The organism is Phyllobacterium sp. SL163, assembly GCF_049896885.1.
Taxonomy (GTDB): domain Bacteria; phylum Pseudomonadota; class Alphaproteobacteria; order Rhizobiales; family Rhizobiaceae; genus Phyllobacterium; species Phyllobacterium calauticae.
Genome location: NZ_JAFCVE010000004.1, coordinates 436,606 through 453,425, shown reverse-complemented (window position 1 = coordinate 453,425; position 16,820 = coordinate 436,606). Strand labels below are relative to the sequence as shown.

Sequence of the window (16,820 nt, the reverse complement as noted above, 5' to 3'; positions counted from 1 at the left end):
TTAAAGTGGCTCCAAATTCAGTGTTTGTTTCGGGGCTTGTTGCTGAACGACTCGAACCGCCCAATCGGTGAAGTCACGCATGATTACGTCGCGGTTGATTTCGTTCAAGCCTTCGTGGCGGGTGTCGGCATAAACTTTGGTCGTGACATCGCTGAAGCCGAGCCGCTGCATCCGCCTGCCGAGATGCGTCACGGCGCTGCCCCCGGCCGTGGCGGGATCTTCCGCCCCGCCGGCGAGATTGAAGGGCAGGGTGCGCCGTACCTTGGCAAGGCGGCTGTTGTCGGCTCCGGCAAAGGTGAAGCCGAAGACATCGCGCCACATGCTGACCGAGGCATCCCAGCCGCACAGGGGATCGGCGATATAGGCGTCCACTTCATCAGGGTCGCGTGACAGCCAGTCAAATGGTGTGCGGGCATCCATGATGCCGCGTGCCCAGGCCTGAAAGGTCAATTTCGGCAGAAGCATGCTCGGCACATCGGAGCCAAGCAGCATGCGTTCGGCCCGCAGGATGCCCTGCGCCAGCCGTCCGGCAAGCCCGGCAGAGAAATTGGCGTTCCAGATGGCGGCGGCATCGACCTTTTGCTGATAGCCCAGCACGTAATTGAGACCGATCAGGCCGCCCATGGAGTGGCCGAAGAGAACAAGCGGCAGGCCGGGGTGACGGGCGCGGGCCGCGGCATTCACCGCGTCCATGTCCTCGAGCACCAGGCGCATGCCGTCCCGCTCGGCGAAACGGCCGGGCGGCGCGCCATCGGCTTTGGTATAGCCGTGGCCGCGATGATCGTGGGCGTAGACATGAAAACCGTGCCTGTTGAGATGCTCGGCAAAACGGCCATAGCGCAGGCAGTGTTCGGCAAGGCCGTGGCTGATCTGGATAATGGCTGTGCCGCTGCCTGCGGCGGGTGAAAAGCGCATGGCAAGCGCCGCACCCGTCGGCGACCGGACCGTTTCGATGTCTGCAAAACCCATTCATGCCTCCCGCGATCAATTGAAAGGGTGGCGCGTGATTAGTCAATCCACAATAAATTCTGCGTAAATTCGGGTATCTCCATGGGTTTTTGCACAATAAATAATCACGCCTTTTGTGCTGCAATTTTATTTTGCAAAACCTCTTGCAAACGACAAAAACTTGCCGCAAAACTTCTTTCCGAAAGAGATTGGATCCTGTGTCTTCTCTCGATCGTCCCCGGCTTTCACGGCTGACAGAACGCTGATTTGCGGCGTCGGGGGATGATTGTCCGGACCGGGATATCCAGGCGCTTGCCAGTTACATGGCCGTTCCGGGGGGAAGAGGACGCTCCCCAAATGCGGCACCAGAGGGGAAACCGGGTGACGGAAATATCCGCACCCGGTTTCGCTCATTCTGAAGGACGGTTTGCATTTCCGTTGTGTGTGGTTCGACAGGAATGCAAATACCCCGTAAAACGCCCGGCAATCCCGAAATAAATGCCGCGTGCATTGCCACCCGCGCCCCTTTCGCCTACATACGGCGCAAATTCATGTCCCAAAAATCCCGAACATCGGAGTGACGCGCGTTATGGCACGCCAATTCATTTACCATATGGCCGGCCTGAACAAGGCATACGGAACCAAGAAGGTTCTCGAAAACATCCATCTTTCCTTCTACCCCGACGCCAAGATCGGTATCCTCGGACCGAACGGTGCGGGTAAGTCGACGATCCTCAAGATCATGGCCGGCATGGACAAGGAATATACCGGCGAAGCCTGGCTGGCTGACGGTGCCACGGTCGGTTACCTCGCGCAGGAACCCTATCTCGATCCCACCAAGGACGTGATGGGCAACGTCATGGATGGCGTCGCGGACAAGAAGGCCGTTCTCGACCGCTACAACGAACTGATGATGAACTATTCCGACGAAACCGCCGATGAAGGCGCCAAGTTGCAGGATATCATCGACGCCAAGAACCTCTGGGATCTGGAATCCCAGGTGGAAATGGCCATGGAAGCGCTGCGCTGCCCGCCCGGTGATTCCGGCGTGGAAAAGCTGTCCGGTGGTGAGCGCCGCCGTGTGGCACTGTGCCGCCTGCTCCTCTCGCAGCCCGATCTTCTGCTCCTCGACGAGCCGACCAACCACCTTGACGCCGAAACCACCGCCTGGCTGGAAAAGCACCTGCGCGAATATGCCGGCTCCGTCCTGCTGATCACGCATGATCGCTACTTCCTCGACAATGTGACCGGCTGGATTCTCGAACTCGACCGCGGCCGCGGCATCCCCTACGAAGGCAATTACTCCGCCTATCTCGGTGCGAAGGCCAAGCGCATGCAGCAGGAAGGCCGCGAGGACGACTCGCGCCAGAAGGCTCTGGAGCGCGAGCGCGAGTGGATTTCCGCCAGCCCCAAGGCACGTCAGGCCAAGTCGAAAGCCCGCATCAAGGCCTATGACGCGCTGGTCGATGCCGCCAATGAACAGCGTCCCGGCGATGCGCAGATCATCATTCCGGCGGGCGAACGCCTCGGTCAGGTGGTTATCGAAGCAGAGAACCTTACCAAATCCTTCGGTGACCGCGTTCTCATCGAAAATCTGACCTTCAAGCTGCCGCCCGGCGGTATTGTCGGCATCATCGGTCCGAACGGTGCGGGTAAGACCACGCTGTTCAAGATGATCACCGGACAGGAAAAGCCGGATTCCGGCTCGATCCGCGTCGGTGAAACGGTTCATCTCGGTTACGTCGACCAGAGCCGCGATCACCTCGCGGCGGAGAAGAATGTCTGGGAAGAAATTTCCGGCGGCAATGAAATCATCAAGATCGGCAAGAACGAGATGAATTCGCGCGCCTATGTCTCGGCGTTCAACTTCAAGGGCGGTGACCAGCAGCAGAAGGTCGGCAATCTCTCCGGCGGTCAGCGTAACCGCGTGCATCTTGCCAAGATGCTGCAATCCGGCGGCAATGTCCTACTGCTCGACGAACCGACCAACGATCTTGACACCGAAACGCTTGCGGCTCTGGAAGACGCGCTGGAAAAATACGCCGGCTGCGCCGTTATCATCAGCCACGATCGCATGTTCCTCGACCGGCTGGCGACGCATATCCTGGCCTTCGAAGGCGACAGCCACGTCGAATGGTTCGAAGGCAACTTCCAGGACTATGAGAACGACAAGATCCGTCGTCTCGGACCGGACAGCGTCAATCCGAAGCGTCCGAGCTACAAGCCTCTGACACGCTGATGCGACCGGGAGGGCGGCAACGCCCTCCCATCACCAATTTTGACGTTTCCATCAGTGATATTGGCTGGTTTTAACAAGCAATTTTCCTAAGATGCGGCTGATTTCACCGGAGTGCCGTCATGACAGACCTTTTCGCAACCAGAACGGACATCCTTCCGGCCCGCAAGATTGTCGGACGGGTGAGCGGCCTGTTCCAGGCGCCGAAAGACAGTTTTGTCACCGCTGCCACGGACACGCTCGATCTCACCTTTGAAGGCATCCGCGGCGATTATCACGCGGGCCTGACGCGCCGGTCCGGCGGGCGCGAACCCTGGTACCCGCGCGGTACCGAAATGCGCAATGAGCGGCATATTTCCATTCTGGCGGTAGACGAACTCGAAGCCATTGCTAAGGCCATGGGTCTGGCGCACATCAAGCCCGAATGGATCGGCGCCAACATGGTTGTCGATGGCATTCCCTCGCTTTCCATGCTGCCGCCGCGCACATTGCTGTTCTTCGAAGGCGGCGTGACGCTGAAGGTCGACGGACAGAACGCGCCGTGCAAGGTCGCCGGACGCTCCATCGCCGAGCGGGCGCAGACCGCCGATCACACCGCGACGGCGCTTGACTTCGTCAAGGCGTCGAAGCGGCTGCGCGGCATCGTCGTCTGGGTTGAAGTGCCGGGAATCATCCGTTCCGGCGAAAAAATCGATGCGCGTCTGCCGGAGCAATGGATTTATCCCGGCTGATGCTTGCGTCCTTCGCCGATCTGTGGCGAATGGAATGCAGGTCCGGTGCCTGCATGCAGGAGAATCGGGAAGCCGGTGCAAATCCGGCACGTGCCCAACGCTGTATAGGGGATGGGCCGCGCAGATTGCCACGGGGAAACCCGGAAGGCGCGCGGTTCAGGTGAACCTCAGTCAGAAGACCGGCCGGACCGGATAGCCGAAACCGCATGGACAGCGGGGAGGTGTCTGGGGTCAGGGCAACCTGGTCCTCGCATTGTTGGGAGCAAACGATGCATGATTCTGCCTGTGGTCCCGTGGCCGCTGCCGATTTTTCCGCGGACGAGCGCGCCGCCGTCTACAAAGCCATCCATACCCGCCGCGATGTGCGCGACCAGTTCCTGCCAAGGCCCGTCGACGACGAGGTGCTGCTGCGGCTGCTCGATGCCGCCCATCACGCGCCGTCGGTGGGGTTCATGCAGCCGTGGAATTTCATTCTCATCCGCGATGCGGCGCGCAAGGCCGAGGTGCACCGGGCCTTTACCCGCGCCAATGCCGAAGCAAAGGCCATGTTCACCGACGAGCGGCAGGCGCTCTATGCATCGCTGAAGCTTGAGGGCATCGTGAAGGCGCCGGTCAATCTGTGCATCACCTGCGACCGGACACGCGGCGGCGATGTCGTTCTGGGGCGCACCCATAACCGGCAGATGGACGTCTACAGCACCGTCTGTGCCGTGCAGAACCTGTGGCTGGCGGCGCGGGCGGAAGGCATCGGCGTCGGCTGGGTCAGCATCTACCACGACCGGGACATGCGCCGCATTCTGGCCATCCCCGATCATGTCGAGATCATCGCCTATCTCTGCATCGGCTATGTCGACCAGCTCTACGATCAGCCGGAGCTGCAAAAGCGCGGCTGGCGCGAACGGCTGCCGCTGGACCAGCTCATCTATGAAGATCAGTGGAATGCCGGCGCCGAAGTCAGCTCGGGTCGTCCTCGTCCGGATCCAGCAGCCGCGTCGCCCGCCATTCCGTCAATTTCCGGTTGATGGCTTCGAGCACGAAGAACCGGGCCGACTCCTTGTCGTAGCCCTCGTCGCGTAGCGCATCGTAATCCGTGTGCTGATGGCGGACGTGGGCGACCGTGGCCAGCCACACCGCAATGGGTGGCGGCAGGCTTTTCATGTGCGGTGCTGTGGCGGCGGCGCGTATGGGCTCGGAATCCGAATAGGGCACGGCCGGCAAAAGCAGCGTCAGCGCCTTGCCGATAGCCCTTTGGCGGTTGGTTCCTGAACTCATTGCACTCTCTTCCCGCCGATTCGCTGATCGATATACCAGCCTATTTCAGACGCGACGAAATTTGCCGTCAACGGAAAAACAAAACTTGCCAAATCTGTATTTCTCACATAAACATATCTTTATATCTTTTGAGGATACCTTGATGGACAAACGTGATCTCAATCTTGACCTGATGGTCGATACGCTGAAGGCAGCGGCGGAACCCAGCCGCCTGCGCATTCTGGCGCTGTTGTCCCGGGGGGATCTGACGGTTTCCGATCTGACCTCCATCCTCGGGCAGTCGCAGCCGCGCGTCTCCCGCCATCTCAAGCTGCTGTTCGAAGCCAATCTGATCAACCGTTATCAGGAGGGCTCCTGGGCCTATTTCCGCCTCGCTGAATCCCTGGTGGTTGGCGATATCGCCCGGATCCTGCTCGATCGTCTTGATGTGTCCGATCCGTTGCTGGAGCGTGATATCGAGCGGCTCGGCTCGGTGAAGCTGCAGCGCCGCGAGCGGGCCGCTGCCTATTTCAGTGCCAATGCCACCAGCTGGGACGCTATCCGTTCGCTGCATGTGCCGGATGGCGCGGTGGAAGCCGCGCTGACGAAGATCATCGGGCGCACGCCGTTCCAAGCGATGCTTGACGTGGGCACCGGCACCGGCCGTCTTCTCGAACTGTTTGCCCCGCTTTACGTACGCGGCGTCGGCATCGATATCAATCGCGACATGCTGACCATTGCCCGCTCCAATCTCGACCGGTCCGGCATCACCAATGCGCAGGTCCGCCAGGGCGATGTCTATTCGCTGCCGGTTGACCGGGAGTCCTTCGATCTGGTGACCGTTCATCAGGTGCTGCACTTCCTCGACAATCCTGCCGAGGCCATCCGCGAGGCCGCACGCGCCTTGCGTGCGGGCGGGCGCATGCTGATCGTCGATTTCGCCCCGCACGATCTTGAATTCCTGCGGGACAGCCATGCGCATATACGGCTTGGCTTCAACGACAACCAGATGCGTGACTGGCTGACCGAGGCCGGGCTGGCGCTGGAAAACAGCATCGAACTCGAACCAAAAGACAAAGACAAACTGACCGTCAAACTGTGGTTGGCACGCGACCCACGCCTGCTGATCGCTGATCCCGCTTTAACCTCCCGCGTAACGGAGAGTGTCTGATGAGCTTTTTCCGCCAATCCCGCCGTGCCGACCTTGGAACCAATATCAAGGTTTCCTTTGAATTCTTCCCGCCGAAGACCGAGGTGATGGAAGAGCGCCTGTGGGAAACCGTGACGCGCCTTGCGCCGCTCAATCCCGAATTCGTGTCGGTAACCTACGGCGCCGGCGGTTCCACCCGCGAGCGCACGGCCCGCACGATCAAGCGCATCCTGACCGAAACGGACGTGAACGCCGCCGCGCACCTGACCTGCGTCGATGCGACGAAGGAAGAGGTTGATACCGTGGTGCGCGAATTTGCGGCCATGGGTGTGAAGCGCTTCGTTGCCCTGCGCGGCGATCCGGCCGGTGGCGTCGGTGCCCATTACAAGCCGACACCCGGCGGTTATGAAAACGGCGCGGATCTCGTCGCCGGGCTGAAGGCCTTTGCCGATTTCGACATTTCCGTTTCCGCCTATCCGGAAAAGCATCCGGAAAGCCCGGATTTCGCCACCGATATCGACATGCTCAAGCGCAAGGTCGACAATGGCGCGACGCGGGCGATCACGCAGTTCTTCTTCGAGAACGATCTTTACGAGCGTTATGTCGAAAAGGTCCGCCGCGCCGGTATCTATATTCCGATCCTGCCGGGCATCCTGCCGATCCATAATTTCACGCAGGTCACCAATTTCTGCTCGAAGGCCGGGACTCACATCCCCGCATGGCTGGCCGAGCGGTTCGAGGGGCTGGAAAACGATCCGCAGACCCATGCGCTGGTTTCATCGGCTGTGGCTGCCGAGCAGGTTCTCGATCTGGTCGAGCGCGGCATTCAGGATTTCCATTTCTACACGATGAACCGGGCCGACCTTGCCTTCGCCATCTGCCATCTCATCGGCATCCGCCCTGCCAGCGCGCCGCTGGAACCGGCATTGGCCGGCGCCGCCTGATATCGGGCAATAGCATTAAATTGGAAATGGCCCGGTTGCTGCAACCGGGCCATCCAAATTTGTCTGTCACCTTCTTAACGGTCAGAGACCATCTCCACGGCGCTCTTTTTTTCAATCAGGGTATGAGTCCTACGACCATTGCACCGATAAATGCGAACGCTGCACAGATCATGAGGACGTTCATCGAACGCGTAAGTCCCATAGTTTGTCTCCTGCAGTTAACCGTCTTAGCATAGCGGAAAATTGCCACAGAAAAAGCGGAAATGTTACCGCGGTGTGACATGATCTGTAGAAATTTTTTGCTCTGCAATGGTAAGTTTCTGAAATGAAACACATTTACAGGAATGAAAAATCGTCAATTCACGATAAAATGACCGGGAATTTGGTTTATTTTTGCATTGCACCAAAAACGCGACGCGCGTGTTTTCTCACCGATTTATGACACAGTTGCGCCGCAATCCAGACCGGGAAATACCAAGCCGTACCCGTTAGGATTTGTTGAAAACTCTATCTTTTTCGCGGTTTTTGCAACGCTGCGAGCAGCCTGCCGTCAATGGTCAGAAGGCCAAGGGCGATCAGCGCCATGCCGGCAAAATCCTTCAAACCCAGTTCCTCCCCGAGAAAAACTGTTCCAAGCAGGATCGCGCTGACGGGAACTACCAGCGTGACCAGCGAGGCATTGGTGGCGCCGCCGGCGCGGACGATGGAGAAGAACAGGATGTAGGCGAAGGCGGTGGAGAGCAGGCCGAGGCTGAACACGGCCGCCCAGACGCCCTGATCGGGTGCGGCAAAATCCGGCATGCCGCTGGAGAGAAGCACGACAGGGATCATGATCAGCGTCGAGGCCGTCATCTGGCCGGTTGCCGTCACCGTTGGCGGAATACCCTTGAACCGTTTGGCGAGAATGCTGGCGAAGGCATAGGAGAGGGTGGCGGTGAGCACGGCGATTTCCGCCCACAACGGTCCGCCCAACCCGGAGAGCACGCCGGGCCCGATCATCACCACCGTGCCGAAGACGCCGAGAAGGATACCGGCGATCTTGTTGGCGCTGATCTTTTCATCGACGGTAAGGAATGTGGCGATGATCACCGTCCAGATCGGCGTCGTGGCGTTGAGGATCGATTCCAGCCCGGCACCGAGCGCCGTCTGGCCGATGAACAGCAGCGAAAAGGGAATGACGTTGTTCAGGAGCCCCAGTCCGGCAAAGCCGAGGGCGTGCCGGCGATAATCCCAGAACCGGATGCCGCGGGCGAGGAGATAGATGTGCAGGGCAACGGCGGCGATGGCGACGCGAAACAGGACGAGCGTCAGCGGCGGAATCACGTGCACCGCGATTTTGGCGAAGAAGAACGAACCGCCCCATATGGCCCCCAGCAGCAGCAGTTGCAGCCAGACAAAACCGGTCATGGCAAGCGGATTGGCTGATGTTGTCTGGTTTACGGCCACGGATAATCCCCCGATTCGGATCTGCACCGGATATTTCTAGGCGCGCGCCGGTAAATTGCCACCCGTTTCTTGCAATGAGAAAGCGACTTTCGTCCGTCATCTGCTCTTGCTAAGAGTTATGCATGGAGCAGAAGATCAAGATGCAACGATTCGCCACGGCCCGCGATGCAGCACTTACCCTGCGGCCCGATCAACCCGTCTATTGCTTTCGGCCGGATGTGCTGGTCGAAGACGCGCACCAGTTCATGCAGATGTTTCCCGGCGAGACTGCCTATGCGGTCAAGACCAATGGCGAAAATCTGGTCCTGGAAACGCTGGCGCGCAACGGCATCAACACATTCGATGTGGCATCGCCGGGCGAGTTCGCCGCGGTACGCAAGGTCGCCCCGAATGCGCATATGCTCTACATGCATCCCATCAAGGCCCAGTCGGATATCCGCCTGGCGCTTGAAACCTATGGCATCCGCATCCTGGCCGTCGACCACGAGGACGAGATCGCCAAGATAACGCGTATCGTGCGTGCGCTCGATATCGATCCGGGCAGCATCACCCTTTACGTGCGGCTGCAGACCAAGGGCCATGCGGCCTATGAACTGTCCAAGAAATTCGGTGCAACACCGGCCCATGCGGTCGAGCTTCTGCAGCGGCTGCACAAGATCGGCTACAAGGTCGGCATCTGCTTCCACGTCGGCAGCCAGATCGAGGATCCCGACACCTATGAACGCGCCCTGCGGTCGGCCGACTGGGTGCGCAACCGTGCGGGCGTGCCGCTGGCCGGGCTCGACGTCGGTGGCGGTTTCCCGGCCGAATACGGCCATGATCCCAAGCGCAAGCATGTGGAGATGCCGTCGCTCGGGCAATTGATGTCGCGCCTGCGCGGCGACATCAAGGAATGGGGGTTTGACGATCTGCCGCTGGTGGCGGAGCCGGGCCGGGTGATCGTGGCGCGCGCCTTCTCGCTGATCGTGCGCGTGCTCCTGCGCAAGGGCAGGCGGCTTTACATCAATGACGGCATCTGGGCGTCGCTGTCGGATTCGTGGACCGGCAAGATCACCCTGCCGGCGCGGTTCATACCCGACCCCGCGCACAAGCATCGCAGCGGCAATGTCCGGGACATCGTGCCGTTCCGCGTCTGCGGCGCGACCTGCGATTCCGTTGATATCCTGTCACGGCCGTTCTGGCTGCCGGAGACGGTCGCCACCGGCGACTGGATCGAAATCGGCAATATCGGCGCCTATTCCCTGTCGCTGCGCACCCGTTTCAACGGTTTCTATCCCGATACGTTCGTCGAGGTGGAAACACCGTTCGACGAGGGCGAGCGGCCGGAGGGTTTTGCTTCGCTGGAAACAATGGCTCCCGCCGAACACCGGGGGGACTAAGGTCAGGCGCCATTTCGACCAGATTAATAGGTCCTGACCCTAGCTCTCTCAGAGCTTGCTGAGCAATTCCGGGGTGGGCCAGGCGTCAGCAGGCAGGCCGAGGCGCATCTGTTCGTCGCGCACGGCATCGCGGGTCAGGATGCCGAACACGCCGTCAATCTTCGGGCCCATATCGTGGCCGCGGGCGGCGAGCTTGGTCTGCAGTTCCTTCATCTGTTCCTGCGTGAGGCCCGTCTCCGGCGTGGTCGGCTCAAGCGGACCGGCACCGGCAAGGCGCGCGGCGAAATAGGCGGCGGTTGTCGCGTAGATGATGGACTTGTTCCATTCGACGAAAACGTCGAAATTGGCATAGGACAGGAATGCCGGTCCCTTGCGGCCCATCGGCAGCAGGAGGGATGCATCGCCATTGTCGGGACCGAGCGGTCCCTTCATGCCCATCACACCCCATTCGGCCCATTTGGAATGGGGGAGGCGGTTTGTCCGCAATGCGTTTTCCCAGGGGAGATCCCGGGTCAGCTTGACTTCCTCCAGCCAGGGCTCGCCCTTGCGCCAGCCGAGATCGTGCAGCACGCGGGCCGCCGTCATGATGGCGTCCGGCGCGCTGTTCTTGAGGTCGACCTTGCCGTCCCCGTCGCCATCGACGCCACGCTCCAGATAATCGGTCGGCAACATCTGCATCTGGCCGATCTCGCCCGCCCATGCGCCGGTCGTCTTGGAATCGACCACGCCCTTGTCGAACAGCTTGAGCAGGGCGATCAGCTGCGGCCGGAACAACTCCGGACGGCGGCAATCGAAGGAGAGGGTGAGCAGCGCGTTCAGCGTGTCAAAATCGCCCTGCACCGCGCCGAAATCGGTTTCCAGCCCCCAGAAGGCGGCAATCACCGGGCCCGGCACGCCATATTCGGACTCTGCCCTGGCAAATGTATCGGCATATTTCTTCAGGTTGGCTGCACCCTGCTTGAGGCGGTAATCCGACACCATGCGGGTCGAGAATGTCAGGAAGGTCTGGCTGAATACGCCCTGGGCGCGATCACGCTGCAGAACCTTGTCGTCAAGCGATGCCTTGAGAAGTTCGCCGAGGCCCTTGTCGGTCACGCCTGCCGCTTTTGCTTCGGCGATAAGGCCGTTGAACCAGGGTTCCATCTCGCCGCCGCAGGCAGGTTTTACAGCTGCCGGTTGCTGGTGGTTGATCTGGTCCAGTGCATAAGCAGAACTTGTCGCAGAAAGGAGTGCGGCGGCAAGAGCGATCGATAGTTTGTTCATCAGGGAAATCTCGTTGGTAACAGGGGGCGCCAGCAGGCGCGCGAGCTTGTCCTGCTAATGCACGATTATGTCCCCCTCGTGAAGTCACAGAATTGCGAGAAGAGGTCCGGTGTGACTTTATCGCACCTTGTTGCGCACAAGCCACTGCTTCCAGGCGGTTTCGTCACCGGCAAACACATTGATATCCGCATCGCCGCGAATGCCAGGGATGGAGCCGGTTCCGGTATACTGCCAGAACGTCCAGGGATGCGGCCCGTATTTTTCATCGGGATGACCTGCAACCGAGCGCAACCAGAACGGATAGCCGGCCAGTTGCCGCAGGTCGTTGTCGTCGAAGAAGTCGACGGTGGTGTAGATGATCGGCCGCTTGCCGTAATGGCGTTCGAGAATGTCGATGAAGACGCGCATTTCGCTGCGCACCACCGCCGCATTGGGGCGCAGCTTGCACGTCGGCGATGCGGCGTTCCATTCCATGTCGAGCACCGGCGGCAAGGCTCCGGGATCGTTCGGCACGTTGCGGATGAACCACTGCGCCTGTTCCTTGGCGGTACGGCAGAAATAGTAGAAGTGGTAGGCGCCGCGCGGAATGCCTGCGGCGCGTGCGGCCTGCCAGTTGTCGGCGAGGCGGTCATCGACCCGGTCCGCCCCTTCCGTGGCCTTGATGAAGACAAACGAGATGCGATTGCCGCGCACGGCCGCCCAATCGATGGTCGATTGGTATTTGGAGACGTCCGTTCCGTGCACCGGGTAGTGCCAGGGCGTTCTGCCTTTCCAGTCATGCGGATTGCTGTCGTTGAAACGCGGCGCATTGATCTTGCCCGCGGGCGCTGCGATCTGTTGCAGCGGGGCAGGCGAGGCCCGCTTCTTTGCATCGGAAAAATCGTAGTCGACCGTCGTGCAACCGGCGAGAAGAAGGGTCAATAATCCAGCAGCAAGTCGCTTCATCAATGGCGGTCCGTACTCGAATCGTGAAGGGGCATTCCTTATTTTTCCACTCATGCGGCATTATGCTTAACAGATCATGACCGGCGGAGATTATGGTTGATGGTAGTATGCCTTTCCTTTGTCATGATTTTTCAATGTGATATCTGTATGAGAGTTGCGGGGTATGATGGGTCACATCTTCGTGTTTGATATAACAGGCGGCAAACGTTCTGGCAGCACGGCCATTTGACCGATCCGGGGAAGCGTATGATCAGGAAAATTGGCTGGGCTGTACTTGTCATCTGCGTCATTGGCCTTGCCAATGCGACGGTGGCTGCATGGGTGACGATCGACCGGCCGGAGCTGGGGATCGGCAACAGCCATGCGGAAAACTGCGTTCGTCCCACGGTGCCGAGCTTCTGGAAGAACTACCGCGGCTATCCCGGCTACAACAACGAGCTGATTTCGGATTACTTCGGTGTCTATGCCGCCTATGCGTCGAACGTTTACAAGCCGATTGCCCGGCATCATTTTGACCTGAAGACCGAATATTTCGGCTGGGAGCCGTTTGGCGACCCCATCGCCAGGGCAGGCGGATTTTACGCGGAAGTCTATCGCCGCCGCAGTTCGGACCGCATGTCCTACATGATCGTGTTCCGCGGTGCCGACGGTCTGGCGAGCATTCCGGGGTTCATCAGCGAGCTGAGCTATTTCACCCAGATCATCAACCCATGGGATCAGTACCGCACCGCACGCCAGGAGTTTGCCAAGGTCAGGGCCGAGGCGCAGAAGAATTCGGACGGCTTGCCCATCGATTATATCGCCGTTGGGCATGAACTGGGCGGAGGCCTTGCCCGGCACATGGCTGCGGCGTTTCCGTGCACGGCGGCGATTGTCTTCAATTCGACGTTCGTATCGAATAATTTCCGGCTGACCGAGCCCTATGACGGGCAGGTCGTCGATCTTTTCGCCGATAACGACCTGTTGTCGCGGCTCGCCATCCTCTCGAACCCGCGTTCGTTCTACCGCATTTCCCGCACGCACCAGTGGTACCGCGTGCACAATACAGGTGCCATGGACGGCAGGCGCGGCATGTTCAAGACAGCGACGGCGATGGCGCGTATCCCGGTAATGTGCCTGCTGCGCAGCGATTGCGAGCTGCTGCAATCGCAAAGCGGCGATGAACTGGACCCTAATCCGCTCGGCGAGCGCACGTCCTCCAATATCACCAAGCTCTACTGCCTCGCTGCGCCAAGCTCGGTTGTCGCCAAGGGCGATCTCTGCAAATAGGGGGACAATCCTGTTGTGCGTGGTTCGACAAGCTCACCATGAGGGAGGTGGTTTGGCGGCAGTGCCAATCTGATAAGTTGCAGAATATGGCTCCCTGCAATCCTCAATCTCCCTCATGGTGAGCTTGTCGAACCACGCACGGCGGGATGATTGCCTCAGCCCGGGCGGCTGATGATCGAAATCCAGGCAAAGCCGCGATAGAGCCGTCGTGCTTCGGCGTGCGCGCCGGTGGCGGCTGCGATGTCCTGCGCAACCTCGAACAGGTTGTTGCGCGGCGTGACGTGATACCATTCGAGCCATTTGTAGAGGGCGGTTTTCGCGGCTCCGGGCAAGTCCGCGAGATCGCCGAAATCGACGATATGCAGCTGGCCGCCGGGAGCCAGATGGTTGACCGCTTCGCGCATGACGCTTTCCCACTGCGGGATCATCGACACCGCATAGGAGATGAAAATCCGGTCAAACTGGGCGCGGCCAAACAGGGCGGACGGATCGAATTTTGCCGCATCGGCATAGGCAAGTTCGGTGCGCTCGCCCAGGCCGGCAGCCATCACCTTCTTGCGGGCTGTCGTCAGCATCTCATTGGAAATGTCGATGCCATAGAGCTTTGTCGTGGGATAAGCGGCTCCGGCCATGACCAGATTGCGCCCGGTACCGCAGCCGATCTCCAGGATGCTGCCATTGGCCGGCGGCATCAGGCCTGCGATCATCGGATCGCGTCCGAGCAGATAGTATTTGCGCGTGGCGTCATAAAAGTGGCGCTGGTGCCGGTAGACGCGATCCATCAGCGGTCCATGTTCGATCTTGGCAAACATCGGTGTCAATCCTTGAGCAGATAGAGATGGAAGCCGCCATAGATGGACGACCGGTCGCGGGCATGCAGGTCGAGAGACTGTTCCTCCCGGTAATCCCAGCGCGCAAGCAGGGCGTCGTCGATGCGGCCCGGCAGGATGGTGGGCTCGGCCGCGGTGCGGAAAATGACGCGCGCGCCGGCAGCGGCCGTGCGGGTGATTTCATGCCAGAGTTCGTTCAGCTGCTTGTCGTTCATCCAGTCCTGCGCGTCGAGCAGGATGAAGCGGTCGACGGAACCTGCGGGCTTGGCCGCGAGGAACTCCGTCAACGATGCGTTGACGACGCTCATGCGCCCGGCGCGGTCGCGCACGTTCTCGAAATTGTTGCGTGAGAGATAGGGCGGCAGCGGGCCGGTTTCGGCATTGTCGCTGTAACCGCGCCCGAAGGCCTGCCAGGCGAAATAGTTTTCCGACAGCGGGAAGCCGCAGGCGAGTTTTTCCAGGCGGCGGCGCAGCACCAGCGCCATGTTGCCGTCGCCTGCCGTTGCCAGTGCATCATACTGCTGCGGCGGGATGCCAAGGCCGAACAGCGAGGATTTGCGCTTGGTTGCCCAGCGCACCATCCGCTTGTCGAAAAGCGGGGCGAGGGCGCGGTCGAAATAGGCGCGCTGCTCTTCGATCGTCGCTGCCTTGAGGATGTCGCGGGGGTCGATGCCGTAGAGTTTTGCAACGCGGTGACCCATGCCGATGAACAGTCCGAGCAGGCCATGCCGGTAGAGGTCACGCGAAAAGATGGTGATGCGCCGGCGGCCGGACAGCATCCGCTTTTCCCAATAGGCGCGGCTGGTGCCGTCGAGATGCGGCTGGATGAAGCGTTCATAGGCGGCAAGGTTCGCCTTGTCGTCCGCCGTGCCGTAGAAGCGGTAAAAGGCATCGTAGTTGGGCAGGCGGGTGACGGCGGCGAGTTTCAGGCGATTGAACGCCACGTGGGCCGTGTTCAGATCGACCGCCTCGACGCTGGCGGGATCGGCGGTCAGGTACGACATGGCATTGCAGCCGCCCGACGCGATGGTAACGATCCGATGGCCGGAATGGATCTGCAGCGCCTCCATGTCGACCTCCGGGTCTTCCCATATCTGGGGATAGACGAGGCCCTTGAAGACATGGGCAAACAGCCGTTCGGAAAGTCCGGCTTTTGACAGGAGCCTGTTCTGGCGTACGGCGTTCTGAACTTTTTCATGCCGCGGCGCCGTGGCGCTGTCGGGCTGTTTCGCAAACGGCATCGGATCGAATCCCCTTTGTTGGAAATTCCTCTCCGCCTAACATTTCGATGTAACAAAGCCGTGACGGTTTTGAATCACGTGCCTGCCGGATTGATTCTGCTTATGCGGCTAAACCCCCGTGGCATTAGAAAAAAACACGGCGCAAACCTATTTTTCCAGCTCGGTTCGCACCACGACCGACATGCCGGGCGCCAGATACTGCGCCAGGTCCTGGCCGGGATCGACGGAGATGCGCACGGAAATGCGCTGGGCAACCTTGGTGAAATTGCCGGTCGCATTGTCGGGCTTGAGCACGCTGAATTCCGAGCCGGTGGCCGGCGCGAAGCGCTCGACATGGCCGTTCAGGCGCTTGCGATTGAGTGCGTCCACCGTGAACGTCACGGGCTGGCCGATCCTGATATCGCTGAGCTGAGTTTCCTTGAAGTTGGCGATGATCCAGACATCCGGCGGCACCACGGCCATCAGCTGCGTTCCTGCGGTCACGTACTGCCCGAGTTTCGCACCCACTTCGCCAACCGTACCGTCGCGCGGTGCGAGGACTTTTGTGTTGGTCATGTCGATCTCGGCGAGATTGACGGCTGCCACGGCTCCGCCGACGGCGGCTTCCAGCGAGCCGCGGCTCACCTTGATGGTCTCCAGGTCCTGCTTGGAAACTTCCAGCGCCGCCTGCGCCTGGGTGACCGCCGACTGTGCCTGTTCCAGCGCGGTTTCGGCCTGATCGGCATCGCTCTTCGTCATGACGCCTTTGATGGCAAGCGGTTCGATGCGGGCCCAGTTGGCCTGCGTGCGCCGCAGGCCCGAATTGGCACTGTCGAGCTGTGCCTGGCTGGAACCGATACGCGCTTCCGCCGCCCTTTCCAGCTGGGTCGAATTGCTGAGGGCTGCCTGCTGGCTTGCCAGTGTCGCCTTGGCCTGTTCGAGCTTCTGCGCATAGATGCGGTCATCGATCCGTACCAGCAGCTGTCCTTCCTTGACCTGCTGATAGTCCTGCACCGGCACGTCGACGATGTATCCGCTGAGCTGCGGGCTGATGAGGGTTACGTAGCCTTTGACATAGGCATTCTCGGTGATCTCAACATTGCTGTTGAAGGGCGGCAGCCGCCATGCATAGAGAACCAGCACAAGGCCGAGAAGGCCGAGAAGAATGGCGGTGAGGGTGGCGGTGTTGCGGAGCAATCGGCACATGA

The 16,820-nt window shown here is 60.2% G+C and carries 15 protein-coding genes and 1 riboswitch; of the genes, 7 read left to right on the top strand and 8 right to left on the bottom strand.

Annotation, left to right across the window (positions count from 1 at the left end):
• Complete coding sequence (locus ACP7B1_RS11950) at window positions 1-969, bottom strand: alpha/beta fold hydrolase (RefSeq protein WP_426136927.1); 969 nt, start codon at window positions 967-969, stop codon at window positions 1-3.
• A gap of 568 nt (window positions 970-1,537) precedes the next feature.
• On the opposite strand from ACP7B1_RS11950, the gene ettA reads away from it, so the two are divergent.
• From ettA to bluB, 3 genes are all read left to right on the top strand, one after another.
• Window positions 1,538-3,187, top strand: a complete 1,650-nt coding sequence (ettA, locus tag ACP7B1_RS11945; protein ID WP_346306675.1) for an energy-dependent translational throttle protein EttA — start codon at window positions 1,538-1,540, stop codon at window positions 3,185-3,187.
• Window positions 3,188-3,306: 119 nt separating this feature from the next.
• Window positions 3,307-3,915 (top strand): MOSC domain-containing protein, encoded by a 609-nt coding sequence (locus ACP7B1_RS11940; RefSeq protein ID WP_346306674.1) that lies wholly within the window; start codon window positions 3,307-3,309, stop codon window positions 3,913-3,915.
• Between the two features lie 26 nt (window positions 3,916-3,941).
• Window positions 3,942-4,117, top strand: a riboswitch (cobalamin riboswitch).
• Window positions 4,118-4,184: 67 nt separating this feature from the next.
• Entirely contained in the window at window positions 4,185-4,937 is a 753-nt protein-coding gene (bluB, locus tag ACP7B1_RS11935) for a 5,6-dimethylbenzimidazole synthase (RefSeq protein WP_346306673.1), read from the top strand.
• Here the strand turns inward: bluB and ACP7B1_RS11930 are convergent.
• Window positions 4,870-5,187, bottom strand: a complete 318-nt coding sequence (locus tag ACP7B1_RS11930; RefSeq protein ID WP_105732169.1) for a DUF2293 domain-containing protein — start codon at window positions 5,185-5,187, stop codon at window positions 4,870-4,872. The genes bluB and ACP7B1_RS11930 overlap by 68 nt on opposite strands.
• 142 nt (window positions 5,188-5,329) lie before the next feature.
• On the opposite strand from ACP7B1_RS11930, the gene ACP7B1_RS11925 reads away from it, so the two are divergent.
• Complete coding sequence (locus tag ACP7B1_RS11925) at window positions 5,330-6,337, top strand: ArsR/SmtB family transcription factor (RefSeq protein WP_223612709.1); 1,008 nt, start codon at window positions 5,330-5,332, stop codon at window positions 6,335-6,337.
• Window positions 6,337-7,260 (top strand): methylenetetrahydrofolate reductase [NAD(P)H], encoded by a 924-nt coding sequence (metF, locus tag ACP7B1_RS11920; RefSeq protein ID WP_346306672.1) that lies wholly within the window; start codon window positions 6,337-6,339, stop codon window positions 7,258-7,260. Before ACP7B1_RS11925 ends, metF begins: the two co-directional genes overlap by 1 nt.
• A gap of 507 nt (window positions 7,261-7,767) precedes the next feature.
• Here metF and ACP7B1_RS11915 read toward each other — a convergent pair.
• Window positions 7,768-8,667, bottom strand: a complete 900-nt coding sequence (locus ACP7B1_RS11915; protein WP_346306682.1) for a DMT family transporter — start codon at window positions 8,665-8,667, stop codon at window positions 7,768-7,770.
• A 179-nt stretch (window positions 8,668-8,846) separates the two neighbouring features.
• Here ACP7B1_RS11915 and ACP7B1_RS11910 point away from each other — a divergent pair, with 179 nt between their 5' ends.
• Window positions 8,847-10,085, top strand: a complete 1,239-nt coding sequence (locus tag ACP7B1_RS11910; protein ID WP_346306681.1) for an alanine racemase — start codon at window positions 8,847-8,849, stop codon at window positions 10,083-10,085.
• A gap of 48 nt (window positions 10,086-10,133) precedes the next feature.
• Here ACP7B1_RS11910 and ACP7B1_RS11905 read toward each other — a convergent pair whose 3' ends face one another.
• Window positions 10,134-11,228 carry a lytic murein transglycosylase gene (locus tag ACP7B1_RS11905; protein ID WP_403177755.1) on the bottom strand — a complete coding sequence of 365 codons (1,095 nt, stop codon included), beginning with the start codon at window positions 11,226-11,228 and terminating at the stop codon, window positions 10,134-10,136.
• Between the two features lie 237 nt (window positions 11,229-11,465).
• Window positions 11,466-12,293 carry a glycoside hydrolase family 25 protein gene (locus tag ACP7B1_RS11900; protein WP_223612713.1) on the bottom strand — a complete coding sequence of 276 codons (828 nt, stop codon included), beginning with the start codon at window positions 12,291-12,293 and terminating at the stop codon, window positions 11,466-11,468.
• 246 nt (window positions 12,294-12,539) lie between these two features.
• On the opposite strand from ACP7B1_RS11900, the gene ACP7B1_RS11895 reads away from it, so the two are divergent.
• Entirely contained in the window at window positions 12,540-13,562 is a 1,023-nt protein-coding gene (locus ACP7B1_RS11895; protein ID WP_223612714.1) for a hypothetical protein, read from the top strand.
• A gap of 155 nt (window positions 13,563-13,717) precedes the next feature.
• Here the strand turns inward: ACP7B1_RS11895 and ACP7B1_RS11890 are convergent, their stop codons facing one another.
• From ACP7B1_RS11890 to ACP7B1_RS11880, 3 genes are all read right to left on the bottom strand, one after another.
• A complete protein-coding gene (locus ACP7B1_RS11890) occupies window positions 13,718-14,374 on the bottom strand; it encodes a class I SAM-dependent methyltransferase (RefSeq protein WP_346308169.1) in 657 nt (218 codons plus the stop codon).
• Between the two features lie 5 nt (window positions 14,375-14,379).
• The gene (locus ACP7B1_RS11885) at window positions 14,380-15,633 is read right to left on the bottom strand and encodes a DUF3419 family protein (protein ID WP_346308168.1); all 1,254 of its coding nucleotides are present in this window, start codon (window positions 15,631-15,633) and stop codon (window positions 14,380-14,382) included.
• Between the two features lie 147 nt (window positions 15,634-15,780).
• The gene (locus ACP7B1_RS11880) at window positions 15,781-16,818 is read right to left on the bottom strand and encodes an HlyD family secretion protein (RefSeq protein WP_346308167.1); all 1,038 of its coding nucleotides are present in this window, start codon (window positions 16,816-16,818) and stop codon (window positions 15,781-15,783) included.
• Window positions 16,819-16,820 lie beyond the last annotated feature (2 nt).